General features: G+C 68.7%; 14 protein-coding genes and 1 pseudogene. 8 read left to right on the top strand and 7 right to left on the bottom strand.

Translation table 11 applies throughout. The annotated features are described in order from the left end of the window. The first annotated feature begins 15 nt into the window (after positions 1–15). The gene (locus ABN273_RS27895; RefSeq protein WP_349451989.1) at positions 16–543 is read left to right on the top strand and encodes a TlpA disulfide reductase family protein; all 528 of its coding nucleotides are present in this window, start codon (positions 16–18) and stop codon (positions 541–543) included. Beyond that, positions 540–2459: an ABC transporter ATP-binding protein gene (locus ABN273_RS27900; protein ID WP_349451990.1), complete on the top strand. Its 1920-nt coding sequence runs from the start codon at positions 540–542 to the stop codon at positions 2457–2459. The genes ABN273_RS27895 and ABN273_RS27900 overlap by 4 nt, the downstream gene beginning before the upstream one ends. Here the strand turns inward: ABN273_RS27900 and ABN273_RS27905 are convergent. Then, positions 2348–2863, bottom strand: coding sequence for a S26 family signal peptidase (locus tag ABN273_RS27905; protein ID WP_349451991.1), 516 nt, complete (start codon positions 2861–2863; stop codon positions 2348–2350). The genes ABN273_RS27900 and ABN273_RS27905 overlap by 112 nt on opposite strands. A gap of 433 nt (positions 2864–3296) precedes the next feature. Between ABN273_RS27905 and ABN273_RS27910 the strand changes: the two genes are divergently transcribed. The 3 genes from ABN273_RS27910 to ABN273_RS27920 all read left to right on the top strand — a co-directional run bounded on the left by ABN273_RS27910 (position 3297) and on the right by ABN273_RS27920 (position 5844). After that, positions 3297–4481 (top strand): PucR family transcriptional regulator, encoded by a 1185-nt coding sequence (locus ABN273_RS27910; RefSeq protein WP_349451992.1) that lies wholly within the window; start codon positions 3297–3299, stop codon positions 4479–4481. Between the two features lie 173 nt (positions 4482–4654). Then, complete coding sequence (locus tag ABN273_RS27915) at positions 4655–5038, top strand: hypothetical protein (RefSeq protein ID WP_349451993.1); 384 nt, start codon at positions 4655–4657, stop codon at positions 5036–5038. A 332-nt stretch (positions 5039–5370) separates the two neighbouring features. Further along, a complete protein-coding gene (locus ABN273_RS27920; protein ID WP_349451994.1) occupies positions 5371–5844 on the top strand; it encodes a carboxymuconolactone decarboxylase family protein in 474 nt (157 codons plus the stop codon). A 126-nt stretch (positions 5845–5970) separates the two neighbouring features. On the opposite strand, the gene ABN273_RS27925 is transcribed toward ABN273_RS27920, so the two are convergent. Together ABN273_RS27925 and ABN273_RS27930 are read right to left on the bottom strand one after the other, a co-directional pair. Continuing rightward, a complete protein-coding gene (locus ABN273_RS27925; RefSeq protein ID WP_349451995.1) occupies positions 5971–6210 on the bottom strand; it encodes a helix-turn-helix domain-containing protein in 240 nt (79 codons plus the stop codon). Continuing rightward, complete coding sequence (locus tag ABN273_RS27930; protein ID WP_349451996.1) at positions 6210–6827, bottom strand: DUF2975 domain-containing protein; 618 nt, start codon at positions 6825–6827, stop codon at positions 6210–6212. Before ABN273_RS27930 ends, ABN273_RS27925 begins: the two co-directional genes overlap by 1 nt. Before the next feature lie 169 nt (positions 6828–6996). Here ABN273_RS27930 and ABN273_RS27935 point away from each other — a divergent pair, with 169 nt between their 5' ends. Both ABN273_RS27935 and ABN273_RS27940 read left to right on the top strand, forming a co-directional pair. Continuing rightward, complete coding sequence (locus ABN273_RS27935) at positions 6997–8514, top strand: FAD-dependent monooxygenase (RefSeq protein ID WP_349451997.1); 1518 nt, start codon at positions 6997–6999, stop codon at positions 8512–8514. Continuing rightward, entirely contained in the window at positions 8484–9083 is a 600-nt protein-coding gene (locus ABN273_RS27940; RefSeq protein ID WP_349451998.1) for a TetR/AcrR family transcriptional regulator, read from the top strand. Before ABN273_RS27935 ends, ABN273_RS27940 begins: the two co-directional genes overlap by 31 nt. A gap of 42 nt (positions 9084–9125) precedes the next feature. Here the strand turns inward: ABN273_RS27940 and ABN273_RS27945 are convergent, their stop codons facing one another. The 3 genes and pseudogenes from ABN273_RS27945 to ABN273_RS27955 all read right to left on the bottom strand — a co-directional run bounded on the left by ABN273_RS27945 (position 9126) and on the right by ABN273_RS27955 (position 11880). Next, positions 9126–10280 carry a hypothetical protein gene (locus tag ABN273_RS27945; RefSeq protein ID WP_349451999.1) on the bottom strand — a complete coding sequence of 385 codons (1155 nt, stop codon included), beginning with the start codon at positions 10278–10280 and terminating at the stop codon, positions 9126–9128. Between the two features lie 340 nt (positions 10281–10620). Next, positions 10621–11463: pseudogene (locus tag ABN273_RS27950) on the bottom strand (haloalkane dehalogenase); the annotation flags it as partial. Between the two features lie 21 nt (positions 11464–11484). Next, positions 11485–11880, bottom strand: a complete 396-nt coding sequence (locus ABN273_RS27955) for a pyridoxamine 5'-phosphate oxidase family protein (protein WP_349452000.1) — start codon at positions 11878–11880, stop codon at positions 11485–11487. Positions 11881–12034: 154 nt separating this feature from the next. Between ABN273_RS27955 and ABN273_RS27960 the strand changes: the two genes are divergently transcribed. Then, positions 12035–12439, top strand: a complete 405-nt coding sequence (locus ABN273_RS27960) for a winged helix-turn-helix transcriptional regulator (protein ID WP_349452001.1) — start codon at positions 12035–12037, stop codon at positions 12437–12439. Positions 12440–12481: 42 nt separating this feature from the next. On the opposite strand, the gene ABN273_RS27965 is transcribed toward ABN273_RS27960, so the two are convergent. After that, positions 12482–14107 (bottom strand): ADP-ribosyltransferase domain-containing protein, encoded by a 1626-nt coding sequence (locus tag ABN273_RS27965; RefSeq protein WP_349452002.1) that lies wholly within the window; start codon positions 14105–14107, stop codon positions 12482–12484. Between the last annotated feature and the right edge of the window lie 28 nt (positions 14108–14135).

Consider the following 14135-nt stretch of genomic DNA (forward strand, 5'->3'; position numbering starts at 1 on the left):
CCCTTAGGAGTTCGCATGCCGTATCTCGTCGCCGCCGTCGTCGTCGTCGGACTGCTGTGCCTGGTGGATCTGGTGCTCACCCTGGCCGTGATCCGCCGCCTGCGCGTGCACACGCTGCGGCTCGCTGAGCTGGGGCCGACCCGTGCCCCGCTGGTGCGGCCGGGAACGACGCTCGGCGATTTCAGCGCGACCGCTGTAGGCGGTGAGACCGTGTCGCGCGCGTTCTTCTCGGGACCCTCCGTGGTGGCGGTGTTCTCCACCGAATGCGCGTCCTGCCACGAGCGGCTGCCGGAGTTCACGGCCTATCTGGCTGACACCCGTCCCCAACGCGTGCTGGCCGTGGTCACGGGCGACCCTGACGAGGCCCGGCGGTTCACCCGCGAGCTGACCTCGGCCACCGTCGTGCTCGAGCCGATGGGCGGCCCGGTGAGCAGGGCGTTGCAGGTCTCCCAGTTCCCCAGCTTTTACCTGGTCGACGGTGACGCGGTGATCGTGGCGGCCGACACCGCCCCGGGCAGGCTACCGGCGGCCACGCGCCGATGACCTCTCCTGCCGGGAACGGCGGCGCCACGCGGCGACGGCGGCTTCGCGCGGCCGCGGCACTGGCTTGGCGGGCGCACCCGGCCGCCGTGCTGGCGTCCGGGATCGCGGTGCTGCTCATGGGTCTGGTCCCGGTGGTCACCGCATGGCTGACCAAGCTCGTTCTCGACGGCCTGGCGGCCGGGGCGGGCCTCGCCGGGTTGCTCCCGTACGGCGTGGCTCTCGGCGTGACCGGCCTGGCGGGTGCGGCCCTGCCCGCGGTCGCGGAGTACGCCCAGGAGCAGCTTCGCCGCGCGCTCCAGCTGCTGATCCAGGATCGCCTGTTCCAGGCCGTCAACGCCCACCAGGGGCTGAGCCGATTCGAGAACCCAGCCTTCCATGACCAGGTACGGCTGGCGCAGGAGGCCGGCCAGAACGCGCCGCAGCGGATAGTCCGCTCCGCCCTGGGGATCGCCCAGGGCGCCGTCACCCTCGCCGGATTCACGGCGGCGCTGGCCGTACTGGCTCCGGGGATGATCCTCGTCGTGGCGCTCTCCGCGATCCCCTCGGTCCGTGCCCAGCTCGACCTGTCTCGGCGTCGCGCCGGGATGATGTGGGGCGTCAGCTCGAAAACCCGGCGGCAGATCTTCTTCGCCAACCTTCTCACCAGCCCCGACGCGGCCAAGGAGATCCGGCTGTTCGGCCTCGGTGACTTTCTGCGCGCCAGGATGCTGGGCGAGCTGCGCGCAGTCAACGCCGCCGAGCAAGGGCTCGCCCGCAGGATGCTGCGTACCCAGGGGTCGCTGTCGCTGATCGGGGCGGCCGTCGCGGCACTCGGCCTGCTCTGGGCGATCATCGGCGCCGCGTCGGGCACACTGAGCGTCGGCGACGTCGCCGTGTTCGTCGCGGCCGTCGCCGGGGTGCAGTCCGCGCTCGCGTCGATCGTCGGTCAGTGGGCGGATGCGCACAACGCGCTGCTGATGTTCGGGCACTACGTCGACGTCGTGGCCGACACTCCGGACCTGCCCGTCCCACGGCATCCGCGCCCCGTCCCCCCGCTGCACGAGGGCATCGAGGTGCGCGGCGTGTGGTTCCGGTATGACGACGCGCATCCATGGGTACTGCGCGGGGTCGACCTCTTCATCCCCGCCGGCCGCTCCCTCGCCCTGGTCGGGCTGAACGGCGCGGGCAAGAGCACCCTGGTCAAGCTGATCTGCAGGCTGTACGACCCGGTACGCGGGTCCATCCACTGGGACGGCGTCGACCTGCGAGAGATGGATCCCGCCGAGTTGCGCGGCCGCATCGGCGCGGTGTTCCAGGACTACATGTCCTATGACCTGACCGCGGCCGAGAACATCGGGCTCGGCGACGTCGCGGCGCTCGACGATCGAGATCGGGTCGAGGCCGCCGCCAGGCTGGCCGGTATCCACGAGACGGTCGCCGGGCTGCCGCGGGGCTACGACACGGTGCTGAGCCGGATCTTCTTCGGCGACAGGGACAGCCCCCAGGCCGGAGTGGTGCTGTCCGGCGGGCAGTGGCAGCGTCTCGCGCTGGCCCGCGCCCTGATGCGGGAAGGGCGGGACCTGCTCGTGCTCGACGAGCCGAGTTCTGGCCTGGACGCGCAGGCCGAACACGCCATCCATAAGAGCCTGCGCCGCCACCGTGCCGGGCGGACCAGCCTGCTGATCTCGCACCGGCTCGGCGCGGTGCGGGAAGCGGATGTGATCGTCGTGCTCGCCGAGGGGCGGATCGCCGAGCATGGCTCGCACCCGGAGCTGATGGCGCTGGGAGGGGAGTACGCGCGGCTGTTCACCCTCCAGGCTCAGGGCTACGAGCCGACAGACTCCCAGAGTTCGCCAGATCTCCCGAAATTTCCGGATTCACGGGAAGGGGCGAGCCTGCGGAGGACGACGCCGAGCACGCGATCGAAGGGCACGTAACCCCACGCCCGCGAGTCCTCGCTGACCGGCCCGTCACCGAGGACGACCAGCCGGCCCGCCGGGACCGTGTCGCCCGGCGACGCCTCCACGCGAGCCATGACCTGGGCGGGCACCGGGTCATCCGGCACGGCCACCGCGCGCTTGATGAACCACATGGCCGCCCCTGGCTGCGGCAGCGGTCCGGTACGCCACTCTCCCCCCGGCAGCGCTGTCTGCAGCACCACGACCTGGCCGCGCTTGACGCCCGCCCCCGTGGTCCTGCGGACGAGCACCCGGTCGCCCGTGCGGTAGGTCGGCAGCATGCTCGCCCCGCTGATCCGGACGATGACGAAGCGCCGCCGGGCGACGACCAGACCGGCAGCTAAAGCTGCGATCGGGGCCAGCAGGATCATGACGCGCCGCACGGCGCCCTCCAAAGTCGATCATCCCAGTGGATGCCGACACTAGTGAAGCGCCCCGGCCTTGGATAGTCGGCGTAAGGGGCTGGAGCGATCAGCCATGGCCCTGGGCGCCGCGGGGGCGGCGTGCGTCCTGAGTTTCAACCGCTCGCTTCGGCTCATGTGGGAGCCACCGGGCCGACTTTGCCCAGGAGAGCGCCCGCAATGGCGGCAGCGGCGGCGATTCGGCCGAGCGATCCACGGCGAAATGAAACTTTCACCGCACCTCGGCCGTCCGAAATCCAGGAGTGCCCCTTCCGTACCTGGCCACGCGCCCTTTCTGCGGGGTCATCGAGAACGTCCGGAAAACCCACTGATACGAAACCACCCGGCCGACGAATATCGCACTGCGCGTTTCAGGGAGACATGAACAACGACGACGTCACGGGGAGAATTCGACATGGGGGACCTCTTCGGCATGCTCAAACGCCGGGCCGACGACAACGCGAGGAAAGTGGTGGACGCCTGCGCCGGCGAGATCGCCGGCTTCCAGGCGATCGAGCACAGATCGCGGGCGTCGATGATGGAGTTCGCGGTCGTCGTACGGCGCCGGACGGCCGAGTTGGCCGCCTCCGGCGAGCCGCTGCTGGAGAGCGACCTGGCCTTCATCGAGTCGGTCGGCGAGCAACGCGGCGCGCAGGGCGTGGCACCGGGCTGCCAGCGCGGCGCGCTGACGCTGCACGCCGCCTTCACACTGCGAGAGATCTCTGAGGCGGCCGGACCCGGCGATCTGACCGACACGATGCGCATGCTCGACTGGCTGGCCGGGCAGGGCACGGCGGCGCAGGCGGTCTACACCCGCGGCTACTTCCGGGGGTACGAGCGGTTCCTGCCGACGGCCTCACGCGTCCACCTGCTGGCCACCATGGTGCTGCACGACGACCCGATGGCCGGCGAACTGGCCGGCAGCCTCGGGGTGCCGATGGCCGAGCACTATCTGGTCACGGTGGTGCGGCCGGCCAAGGAGCCGCCGAAGAAGTGCCGAGAGGAGGTCGTGCGCACCCTGCTGCAGCAGCACCGCATGCCGTTCGGGTGGCACGAACCGGACGAGTTCGTGGCGCTGGTGCCGTATCACGGAGTGCGGCCTGAGCACCGCTCGGCGGTCGAGGGGGCCGGGCTGGCGCTGGCGCGGGCAGTCGCCGAGGTCGTGGGCCGGCCGTGCTCGGTCGGCACCGCCCACGGGCGCCGCCGCGCGCTGGTCCAGGCGGCCGCGCTGGCCCGGAAGGTCAGCCGGGTGGCGCCGATCGAGCGGGTGCCGCGCCGGCCGTACGGGGTGGCCGACGTGTTCGCGGAGCTGGGCGCGGTGGAGACGCCGCAGGTGGACCAGTGGTTGCGGGAGACGGCGCGACGGCTCGGCGACGGGCCCGACCTGGTCCCCACGCTGGACGCCTACTACCGCAACGACATGAACCGGCTGCGTACGGCCGAGTCCCTGCACATCCATCCGCGCACGCTCGACTATCGGCTGCGGCGGGTGCGGGAACTGGTGGGGATCGAGCCGGGCTCCACGCACGGCGTCCGGGTCCTCAGCACCACCGTCACCCGGCTGCTGGCAGGCGCGTGGAAGGAGCATGGCTTTATCTGACCCTGTTCATTTCCTTTCCGGGGGCCATTTTGACATTAGTGACAACCGCCTGCTCACCGCTCCGGCGGAGATTCACGTGAAGTGACGATGACCGGGCGCTCCTGGCTTGGCGAAAGTATCACTGGTAAGGCTCGGCCGGGCCGAAAGGGAAACCCAGCGAGAGGTTCGATCACATGGCAGTACATGCGAGAAGAATGCTCATCGGCGTGCTGGCCGCGATCGCGGCACTGCTGTTCTCTGTCGCGCTGCACACGGGTTCGGCCGCCGCGGCGCCCGAACGCGGGTTCACCGACCAGTCCACCGCGGCGCTCCCGGACGCCCCGGGCAAGGCCGAGCTGGCCGCCGCCTACTCGTGCTCCCGGAGCGTCCCGATCCCGGCGTACTACATCGACATCGACTGCTCGGTGTACAGCGGGGCGATCAGGATCGTGGTGACCTGCTCCGACGGTTACCAGTTCGCCAGCCCGATCATCTTCTCCGGGAACCGGTTCACCGGGCGCGGCACGTGCGGGCCGCCGTGGACCGTGCGCTCCGCGAACGTCGAGACGGTGTTCTGACCGATCCATCTGTTCTCCGAGCCACCCGGGACCACCGGGTGGCTCTTTCCTGCTCCGAGCGTTCGATCTGCGGCGTTGATCACGCAGAAGAGTGCGTACGGTCGTGCTCGTCCAGCTACAGCAGCGGCCCGGAACCCGCGGCCGGCCTCCAGCCAGGAAGCCGAGCAGCCGGTAGGGCGCCGCGCTGAGCCAAGATTCGCTCCGCTCGCGGTCACCTTCTTGTTCCGCGTTCCGTCATAGCGGCAGACCACACCGAAAGGGCGGCCCGCGGTCAAGTCCGGCCGGGCCGTTCCATCAGTGGGTGTAACCGCGAACACGGCAAGGAGATCACCATGAGCACCCGTTTGAACTACTACGGCAACCCGGTCGGGGCGAGGTTCCAGAAGTACATCAACTCCGCGGGCAAGGTCGTGGCTGATTCGACCCTGCCGGCCGCGACGCAGTTCCTTTGCATGATCCGCGCCAGCCAGATCAACGGCTGCGCGGTCTGCCTCGACATGCACACCAAGGACGCCGCGCACGCCGGGGAGACCTCGGTGCGCCTCAACCTGGTCGCGGCCTGGCGGGAGGCGAAGGTCTTCACCGACGCCGAGCGGGCTGCCCTGGAGCTCACCGAGCAGGGCACCCGCATCGCCGACGGCACCGGTGGTGTCACCGATGAGGCCTGGGCGAACGCGGCCAAGCACTACGACGAGGAGCAGCTCGCCGCCCTGGTGTCCCTCATCGCCTGCATCAACGCCTACAACCGGATGAACGCCATCACCCAGCAGCTCGCCGGCGACTACCAGCCCGGCCAGTGGGGATAGCGACAACCGGTCCGCGTCAGGTCGGGCGCGGCTCGTGGCCTGGCCTGGGCCGGCCGACAGGATCCGCCGAAGGTGAGCCGACGCCTCCGACGAGAGCCGACGTATGGAGAAAGAAGGCGGGTCTGCTCATCGTTCCTTTTCCGGGTGATAGCTGAGCAGGTCACCTGGCTGGCAGCCGAGAGCGTCACAGATCTTGGTCAGGGTGGTGAACCGGATGGCCTTGGCCCGGCCGTTCTTCAGGATGGACAGGTTGACGACGGTCACTCCCACCCGGTCTGCCAGTTCGGTGAGCGTCATGCCGCGCTCGGTCAGGAGCCGGTCGAGGTGGACGGTGATGGCGTGGGTGTCCGTCTCGGCCGGCGACATCAGACGGTGCCTTCCAGGTCGTCGCGCATCCGCACCCCGGTACGCAGGACGTTCGCCAGCGCCAGCAGCCCGAACCCGACGAGCGGCACGACCACCGGGATCTCCTTCATCCCGTAGTAGGCCTCGTTCACGGTCATCGTGTCCAGCAGCGCCATCATCGCGAAGTGCTCCATCTGAGGAGCCAGCAGGCCGCCGACGAGCAGCCACCAGCCCAGGACTCGCACCTGGCGCGCGACCTGCGGCAGGTAGACGCCGTCGCGAGCCCGCCACAGCAGCCGCCACAGCAGGAAGAACGCGCCGGCCGTCACCACGAAGCCCGGGAAGGTGGTCAGGGTCTGCAGGACGTACTGGCCGGTGTCGGGCGAGCCGTCGATGAATCGAAGATCACCGGCCATGGCCACGACGCCTGGCCGGGTCATTTCGGTGAACGCCGGCTCATCGAGAGAGATGCCGTAGAAGCCGGGTGACTGAGCCACCACGTGTTGGTAGGTCAGGCCGAAGAACCCGGCCCTCGAGTAGAGCACCATGCCGGTGATCACCCCGGTCACCAGGACGAGAACCACGAAGACCGCAGGTCGGCGCACCACTCGTCCGATCGTGCTGTGCTGTGTAGCCATCAGCCCTCTCCGATCCATATCGTTTTTCGATGCTATCGAAAAACGATAGCATCGAAAAACGATATGGCAAGCCGCTTTGATCGACAGGGCATCCCGTCCTGGAGGTCGGGGTCGTGGTCACATGGGGCCTTGTGCGGCACTTAGTAATCGGTACCGTATCGTTTACTAAGTGACCGACACCGTACTCATCGCAGGAGCCGGCCCCACAGGGCTCGCCCTGGCCATTCACCTGGCACTGCACGACGTCCCCGTTCGCGTGATCGACGCCGCCGGCGGCCCCGCCACCACCTCCCGGGCCCTTGGCCTGCAACCACGCGGCGTGGAGGTGCTGGAACGGATCGGCGCGCTCGGCGACCTGCCGGAACGCTCCCAGTCCTCCCTCAACATGTCCTACAACGAAGGACCGCGCACCGTGCTGCGCCTCCACGTCGGCCAGGCCGTCGCCGACCAGCCCAAACAGGCGCTGCTGATCTCACAGGCCGAAGTCGAGGGCACCCTGCGCCGGCGATTGACAGAACTGGGCGGCACCGTGGAATGGGGCAGCCGGTTAGTGGCCGCCCGGCAGGACACCACGAGCGTCACCGCCACCGTCCAGACAGCCGACGGTGCCGAGTACGAGCTCGAGGCCCACTGGCTGATCGGCTGTGACGGTGCGCACAGCACGGTACGCAAACTCGCCGGAATCGGCTTCCCCGGCCGCAAACTCCTCGAACGCCTGCTCATGGTCGACGTACGGGCCCAGTGGCCGTTCGACAAGAACGGCAGCACGACCTGGATGGAGGCCGGCCACATGCTGTCGGTCACCGCGCTGCCGGACGACACCTGGCGGGTCTTCACCGAGCCACCGGCAGACCTGCCCGACCAGCTGTCCGACAGCGAGATCACCGATCGGGTGCTGAGCGAGTTCGCCCACCGCAGCGGCGTCAGCCTCGACACGGTCACCGAAATCCGCTGGGCCTCCGAGTTCCGGATCCACCGCCGGCTCGCCGACGCCTACCGCCGCGGCCGGATCCTGCTGGCAGGCGATGCCGCGCACATCCAGAGTCCCACCGGCGGACAGGGGCAGAACACCGGACTGGGCGATGCGGAAAACCTCGCCTGGAAACTGGCGCTGGTCGCCTGCGGCCGCGCCGGCCAGCGGCTCCTCGACACCTACGAAGGCGAGCGGCGCCCGCTGGCCCGCAACGTCCTGCGCGCCACCAGCACCGCGGTCGACATCATGTTGCCCCACACCCCGTGGAAACGCCTGGTCCGCGACAAGCTGGTCCTGCCGGCCGTCCGCCTACCCGCCCTACAGCGCCGGCTGTGGCTGGCCGCCTCCCAGCTCGGCATCAGCTATCGGGGCGGACCGCTCGCCCTCGCCTCGCACCGGTGGATGCCCGGCCTGCATCCAGGCGACAGAATGCCCGATCTCGCCTGCCGACGCCTCGACGGCGCCCAGACCATGCTCCACGCCGCGATCTGTGGCCGCTGGATGGTGCTCGCCGCCGAGGCGGACATCGCCGCCCACCACGCCCAGGCTGCCGCCGCACAACTGGGCACAGACATGGTCACCGCGCTCATCCCGGCCGAGCCCGGCTCGCACGACGTGATACTGATCCGCCCCGACGGGCACATCGGTTGGCGCGGCCGCCCGGCACCCGACAAACTGGCCGCATGGCTGAACCAGGTGCTGTGGCCGGCGTAGAACGCCACGGCCGACCACGCGACCCGGGAAACGACGCCGCCATCCTGGACGCGGCGTTGGACCTGCTGATCGAACGCGGCGCGGCGGGCACCAGCATCGAAGCGGTCGCCCAACGCGCCGGCGTGGCCAAATTGACCGTCTACCGGCGCTGGCGAGCCAAAGAGGACCTCCTGATGGCCGCCCTGGAGCACGCCCGCAACCCCGACACCGACGTGGCTTCGGCAGGGCAGACGATCGACGAGCTGGTCACGTCCATCGCCGAGCTCCTCAGCCGCCCCCGCTTCCGCGCGCTGATGGCGCGAGTCATCGGCGCCTCGGTGGACTACCCGAAACTGGTAACCGCCTACACCAGGCGCTACCTCCAGCCGCGGCTGGATGCCCTGACGCAGATCGCGCAGCAGGCCATCGACGCCGGCCGCTTCCCGGCGGACACCGATCCGAGCGTCATCCAGGACATCCTGGCCAGCTCCATCGGATCCGTCCTTCTCCAGCACGAACAGGACATGACCGCAGCACAGATCGAGCGCCGGCTGCGGGTCCTCCTGCACCACATCGGATACCAGCCTTGATCGCCCAGGCCTGCCCGCACGTCCCACCGGAGTCAGGTGGCACTAGTCTTCGGTGTTCCCCCGCATGATCACGGCCCGGGCCCCTGGATCCGCTTCCCCGATCAGGTTCCGTTCTCGCACCGAAGTGATCAGCGCCCGGAAAGCGTGTGGCAGAGTATCCGGTTTGTGCCGCAAGGCTGTCTCCAGGCGAACGAGGAACGCGAGGAGTTCGGGGTCCGAAACAGATAGGGCGTGCTCTCTCAGCCGGTCCACGTCCCGGAAGACCTTGGCGTCGTCGTCGAGGGGTTTGATGGTGACGAGGTTTCTGGCCATGGCCATGATGAGATCGCCGATGGGCAGCGGCCGTCCCGTTTCCTCGATCTGCTTCCCCAACTCGCCCACCCACCGCAGGTTGCCCCACAGCCGTGCCACCAGCGCTTCCTCAAGCCAGGCTCGCACCTGCTCCCGGACCGCGATCTGCGGACCGGACAACGTGCGCGAGGAGATCGTCAGCTCGACGATCGCGGCCAGGGCCGAGAGCGCGACACCGAGGGTGATGGACTTGGTCAGGTCATCCGTGAAGACCTGGGTGGTGACGGCAGCGGTGCCACCGGCGCTGATGGCTCTCGCCGAGCTTCTCCAGCGCTGGTGCCGCCGCCGGATCTCGCTGTCAGGGACGTAACGGTGGATCTCGGCAGCCATCTCCCACCGGGCGGCGCCCGGGGACTCGCCTTCACGGGCTTCGATGAGTACGCCGTGTGCCTCGTTGAGAACCGCTTCGGCGAACAGCGCGCCGCGCTCTTCTTCACCGACGTGATACTGCGCGAAATCAAGCGCTTTTCGCCCCATCGGGCTTTCGGCGGCGTCCTTTATCCACGCTTTCAGCCGGTCATCGAAGGTCAAACTGAGCCGACCGCGATAATCGGGAAACCGAACGCCCCAGGTTATCTTCTCCCTGACCCAGCGGCCCATGCGCCGGAACATGCCAGAACGGTCCTGGTCGATCGGGATCTCTGTGACGTCGAGTGCGTCACAGAAGGCAGTGGCTGCTTGGCCCACCTTCTCGGAGAGAATGGTGTCGTCCTCGCTGAGGGCGCGGGAGACGGCCTGCCAGCGCAGGTACTTTAACCAGTTTCTCCTTTCTATCACCTTTTTCCCGATTTGATACCAACGCACGCTTTTGCCGACATAGCTGGCAACTGGGGGGTGTGCCGACATGCTCAATATGCTACAGAACGCCGAACAGGCCTGCGGTATAACGCACCAGCAGTTATGTCGGGCCAACTCCCTCGAATTGCGCTCCTCCATCACCTCTGGGACCGCGGTCAGGCTGCGGAGCGTACGATGATCATGCTGTAGCGCATCGGGATGGCGCTGGTGGAGGCCGGGCATCGGGTGACTGCCGTGGGGCGCGACGTCGGCGGCCTGCGGCCCCGGCGCGGGTGAGGACTACACCTACGGCCGGCCGTCGCGGCGGTCCGCCGGCCTGCCCGGCGTCATCCTGCCGAGCCTGCGGCGCAGGCCGCCTCGGATCTCCGTGGTCATCGACACCTCCGGGTCAGCGCAGCCCGTGCCTGCCCATCCAGCCGGCGATGGCCGTGGCGATCGCCTGAGGCTGCTCCTCCGGAGTGCTGTGGCCGGCGACGCCGTGCTTTTCGATCTCGAGAGCGGCCATGTTGCCGGCGCACCACTCGATCATTTCGCGGCCCATCATGGCGCCGTGGCCGGGCTCGAACGCGATCAACAGCTTGGGCACGTCGGTGCTGGTCGCCAGCCACGTGTCGTACGCCTCGACGATGGCCACGACGTCGGCCGGTTCGCCGCCGAGCGGCATCGACCGCGCCCATCGAAGGATCGGCAGGCGGCTGTCCCGGGTGGGGAACGCCTTGCGGTAGACGGCGAGATCCTCCTCGGGGAGGCCGCTGCCCTCGATGAACAAGTTGTCGTCCAGGATTATGGTCTCGCCGACACCCTCCGTCTTGATCGCCTTGAAGAGCTCCCGCCCGGCTTCGGGGAACTCCTCCCAGGACATCGGCTTCGCGATCGTCTCGGTGAACGCGATGCCGCGTACGCGTCCGGGGTGGCGGGCGGCCCAGTCGAAGGCGAGCGCGCCGCCCCAGTCGTGCCCGATGAGGACGACGTCATCGAGGTCCAGGGCGTCGAACCACGCATCCAGATAGCGGGCATGATCGCTGAATGTGTAGTCGATGTCGGGCTTCCCGGACTCCCCCATTCCGATCAGGTCGGGTGCGAGGCGTCGGCCGGGGTCACCGACGGCGGGCATGATGTGACGCCACAAATAGGACGAGTGCGGGTTCCCGTGCAGGAAGACCATCGGTGTCCCCGACCCGAGCTCCCGATGGAACATCGTCGAGTCGAGAATGTGCGCGGTTGGCATGGCAGACCTTTCTGTTACGACAAATCAGGTGTTGAGGTTCATCACTCGGTCGACGGCGATCTCGACCACCACCCGCCCAGGCGGGTTGGGCGGTGGTGACGAGTAGCGCCGGGTGTATCGCCGCACCCCTTCGGCGACCCGCAGCGGGTCGTCGGACACGGTGGCCGTACCCTCGAGCGTGATCCAGCGGAAGCCCGCGACCTGGCAGAGCGCGGCGCGGCTTCCGGGGGCCGACAGGAGGTTCCTGGCCTTACGGGACGAGCCGACCGTCATGACGCGGGCCAGTCCCGCCTCGCGGTCCCAGGTGAAACGGACGGCCACCACGTGGGGAGACCCGTCCGGCCGGAAGGTGGTCAGGGTGGCGAGATGCGGCTCGGTCAGAAAGCGCTCCGCGGAGACCGGCATCGGCAGCGTGGTCATGTGAGGGCGACGACGTTCCGCGCCGTCCTGCGGGGCGCTCGGCCGGTTATTACGATCATGAACAGCTCCGTTCCGAATCGGCGACTCGGGGAAGCTAGCATCCTTTGTATAGTAGGTACCTAGAGGAAAGTAACTATGTCAGAGGGGATTCCGCATGAGCGGCAACGTGCCCCGGACGGCGACGGTGCCGGCTGCGCCCGAGCAGGCCTGCCCGATCGCTCCGGTCGTCGACATCGTCTTCAGCCGCTGGACCACCCCGATCCTGTGGACCCTCAACGAGTACGGCCGGCAGCGCTTTGTGGAGCTGGAGCGGCGCATCACCACGATCACGCCCAAGGTGCTGACCCAGCGGCTGCGGCAGTTGGAGCGCGACGGTCTCGTGGTGCGTACCTATCATCCCGAGGTGCCGCCGCGGGTCGAGTATGAAATCAGCGATCTGGGACGCAGCCTGGCTCCCCTTTTCGCCGCCCTAACCGACTGGGCCGGCGCCAACATGGGCAAGGTCGAGGCGGCCCGGGCGGAGTACGACGCCGACGACCGCCGCCCCCGCCCTGCGTGATCACACCCCCCGACCAGCGGCCGGAGCTTCATGAACAGATGCTCACGCCACCAGGTGCTGCTCGGCCAGTTCGGTGAGCGTCACGGTGCACAGGCCGCCGCGCTCGGACTTCACGTCGGTCACCTTGAGCTGCGTGCCCGGGGCGAGGATGAACTCCTCCTCGCCGGTGAACGCGGAGAAACTGCGGATGCCCACGGCCCGCGCGGGGTGCACCTCGAAGAGCGTCCGCTTGCCGCGACGGCCGAGGAACGCCTGGGCCACGCCGAGCTTCGACGTACATGAGGACACGCCCCACCACGTGACGGTTCGGCCGACCGGGTACTGCGCCCGCAGGTCCAGCGACACCCCGCGCCACAGCGGTTCCGTACGGGCCGGCAGACGCGACACGGCCGAGAACAAGAGTCGCAGGTACGCGAGGTACGGGACGATCCGGGTGCGGTCCGGGTTGCGGAGGGTGGCGTTGATCTGCCGGTAGAACGCCGACTCGCAGGTGTAGAGGTAGAGGGCCGCGATCTCGTCTGCGGACAGCCCGTCGGTAGCGCCGGCCGACTGCTTCTCGCCGAACCGGTACGACTGCTCCGTGTGCCAGTCGAGCCCCGACAGCAGCTTGGCCACCGGGGTGACGGCCTCGCGGAAGTCCATGAGCGGGGTGTCGAACACGCCGGTGATCGCCGGAAGCTCCAGCCCCTCGTCCTTGACGCTGGCGAGCCGTTCGAGGTAGAGCTTGTGCAGCTCCATCGTGGAGGCGATGAAGGCCCCCATGCGGTCGGCCGTGTCCGCGTCGGCCCCGCCGGCGTGCGCCGCGAGCGTGTTCCACCCCTTGCTGGGCAGCCAGTCGATCTCGTCGGCGCCGAGCTCCTTGAGTGCCGTGTTCACGTCGGCGAAGTGGTTGCCGTCGCAGAAGATGTCGCCCTGTGCGGCGGGGTTGGGGTGGTCGATGTGCCGGACTTCCACCTCGGGGTACTTCTTCTGCAGCCGGAGTACGACCTCTTTCAGGCTGCGGGCGTGCACCCCCCACCACCCGAACACCACGCCCCGATCCTTCTCGTCGGCGTTCTGCTTGGCCTTCAGGATCTCCTCGACGAGCCTCTCGACGACCGGTCGCCAGAACGCGGCGTGCTGGTCGGTGCCCATGGCCCCGTCGCTGCTGGCGGTGAGTGCCGCGTTCAGCAGCAGCACGCCCTGCGTGAGCATCGCCTGGAACCACTCGGGCGGCTGCACGGTGTCGTGCTGCTTCAGGAGTTTGCGGATGTCGGCGATCGGCGTCTTCTTGGGGATCCCGTGCTTCCACATCGCCGCCGCCTTGATGATGCAGCGGATGGTGATGACCTTGCCGAACTGGCTGTCGGCCCAGTCGTGGAAGGTGTTGTCGAACATGGCGATGCCGGTGGCGCTCTCGGCCCGCGGGTACGGGTTCTGGCCGAAGACGACGACCTTCCACTTGTGCGGCGGGTTGGGCTTGAGCGCCTGGAAGGTCAGTTCCCGTACGGGCACGACCTGCGGGCTTCGGCCCGGACCGATGAACGTGGCCGCGGCCGGCTGTGCCTCGATGACCGGCTTCAGGAGCGGCAGCCACGGCTCGCCGCCGTTCTGGAAGAGCTCGGCCAGGGCCAGCGGGTCGTTCGGGTCCTTCGGGTCGGGTGAGGTGGGGGTGTTGACGTCGCGCATCGAGGGCTCCCGGATCGGCGAGGCGTGC

Origin of the sequence: Nonomuraea sp. B19D2, from assembly GCF_040137845.1 — a bacterium.
In the GTDB taxonomy this organism is placed as follows: domain Bacteria; phylum Actinomycetota; class Actinomycetes; order Streptosporangiales; family Streptosporangiaceae; genus Nonomuraea.

Excerpts from the sequence above, each read along its gene's own strand:
- ABN273_RS27895 (WP_349451989.1), top strand. The coding sequence starts at position 16 with ATGCCGTATCTCGTCGCCGCCGTCGTCGTCGTCGGACTGCTGTGCCTG.
- ABN273_RS27900 (WP_349451990.1), top strand. The coding sequence starts at position 540 with ATGACCTCTCCTGCCGGGAACGGCGGCGCCACGCGGCGACGGCGGCTT.
- ABN273_RS27910 (WP_349451992.1), top strand. The coding sequence starts at position 3,297 with ATGGGGGACCTCTTCGGCATGCTCAAACGCCGGGCCGACGACAACGCG.
- ABN273_RS27915 (WP_349451993.1), top strand. The coding sequence starts at position 4,655 with ATGGCAGTACATGCGAGAAGAATGCTCATCGGCGTGCTGGCCGCGATC.
- ABN273_RS27920 (WP_349451994.1), top strand. The coding sequence starts at position 5,371 with ATGAGCACCCGTTTGAACTACTACGGCAACCCGGTCGGGGCGAGGTTC.
- ABN273_RS27925 (WP_349451995.1), bottom strand. The coding sequence starts at position 6,210 with ATGTCGCCGGCCGAGACGGACACCCACGCCATCACCGTCCACCTCGAC.
- ABN273_RS27930 (WP_349451996.1), bottom strand. The coding sequence starts at position 6,827 with ATGGCTACACAGCACAGCACGATCGGACGAGTGGTGCGCCGACCTGCG.
- ABN273_RS27940 (WP_349451998.1), top strand. The coding sequence starts at position 8,484 with ATGGCTGAACCAGGTGCTGTGGCCGGCGTAGAACGCCACGGCCGACCA.
- ABN273_RS27945 (WP_349451999.1), bottom strand. The coding sequence starts at position 10,280 with ATGTCGGCACACCCCCCAGTTGCCAGCTATGTCGGCAAAAGCGTGCGT.
- ABN273_RS27955 (WP_349452000.1), bottom strand. The coding sequence starts at position 11,880 with ATGACCACGCTGCCGATGCCGGTCTCCGCGGAGCGCTTTCTGACCGAG.
- ABN273_RS27960 (WP_349452001.1), top strand. The coding sequence starts at position 12,035 with ATGAGCGGCAACGTGCCCCGGACGGCGACGGTGCCGGCTGCGCCCGAG.
- ABN273_RS27965 (WP_349452002.1), bottom strand. The coding sequence starts at position 14,107 with ATGCGCGACGTCAACACCCCCACCTCACCCGACCCGAAGGACCCGAAC.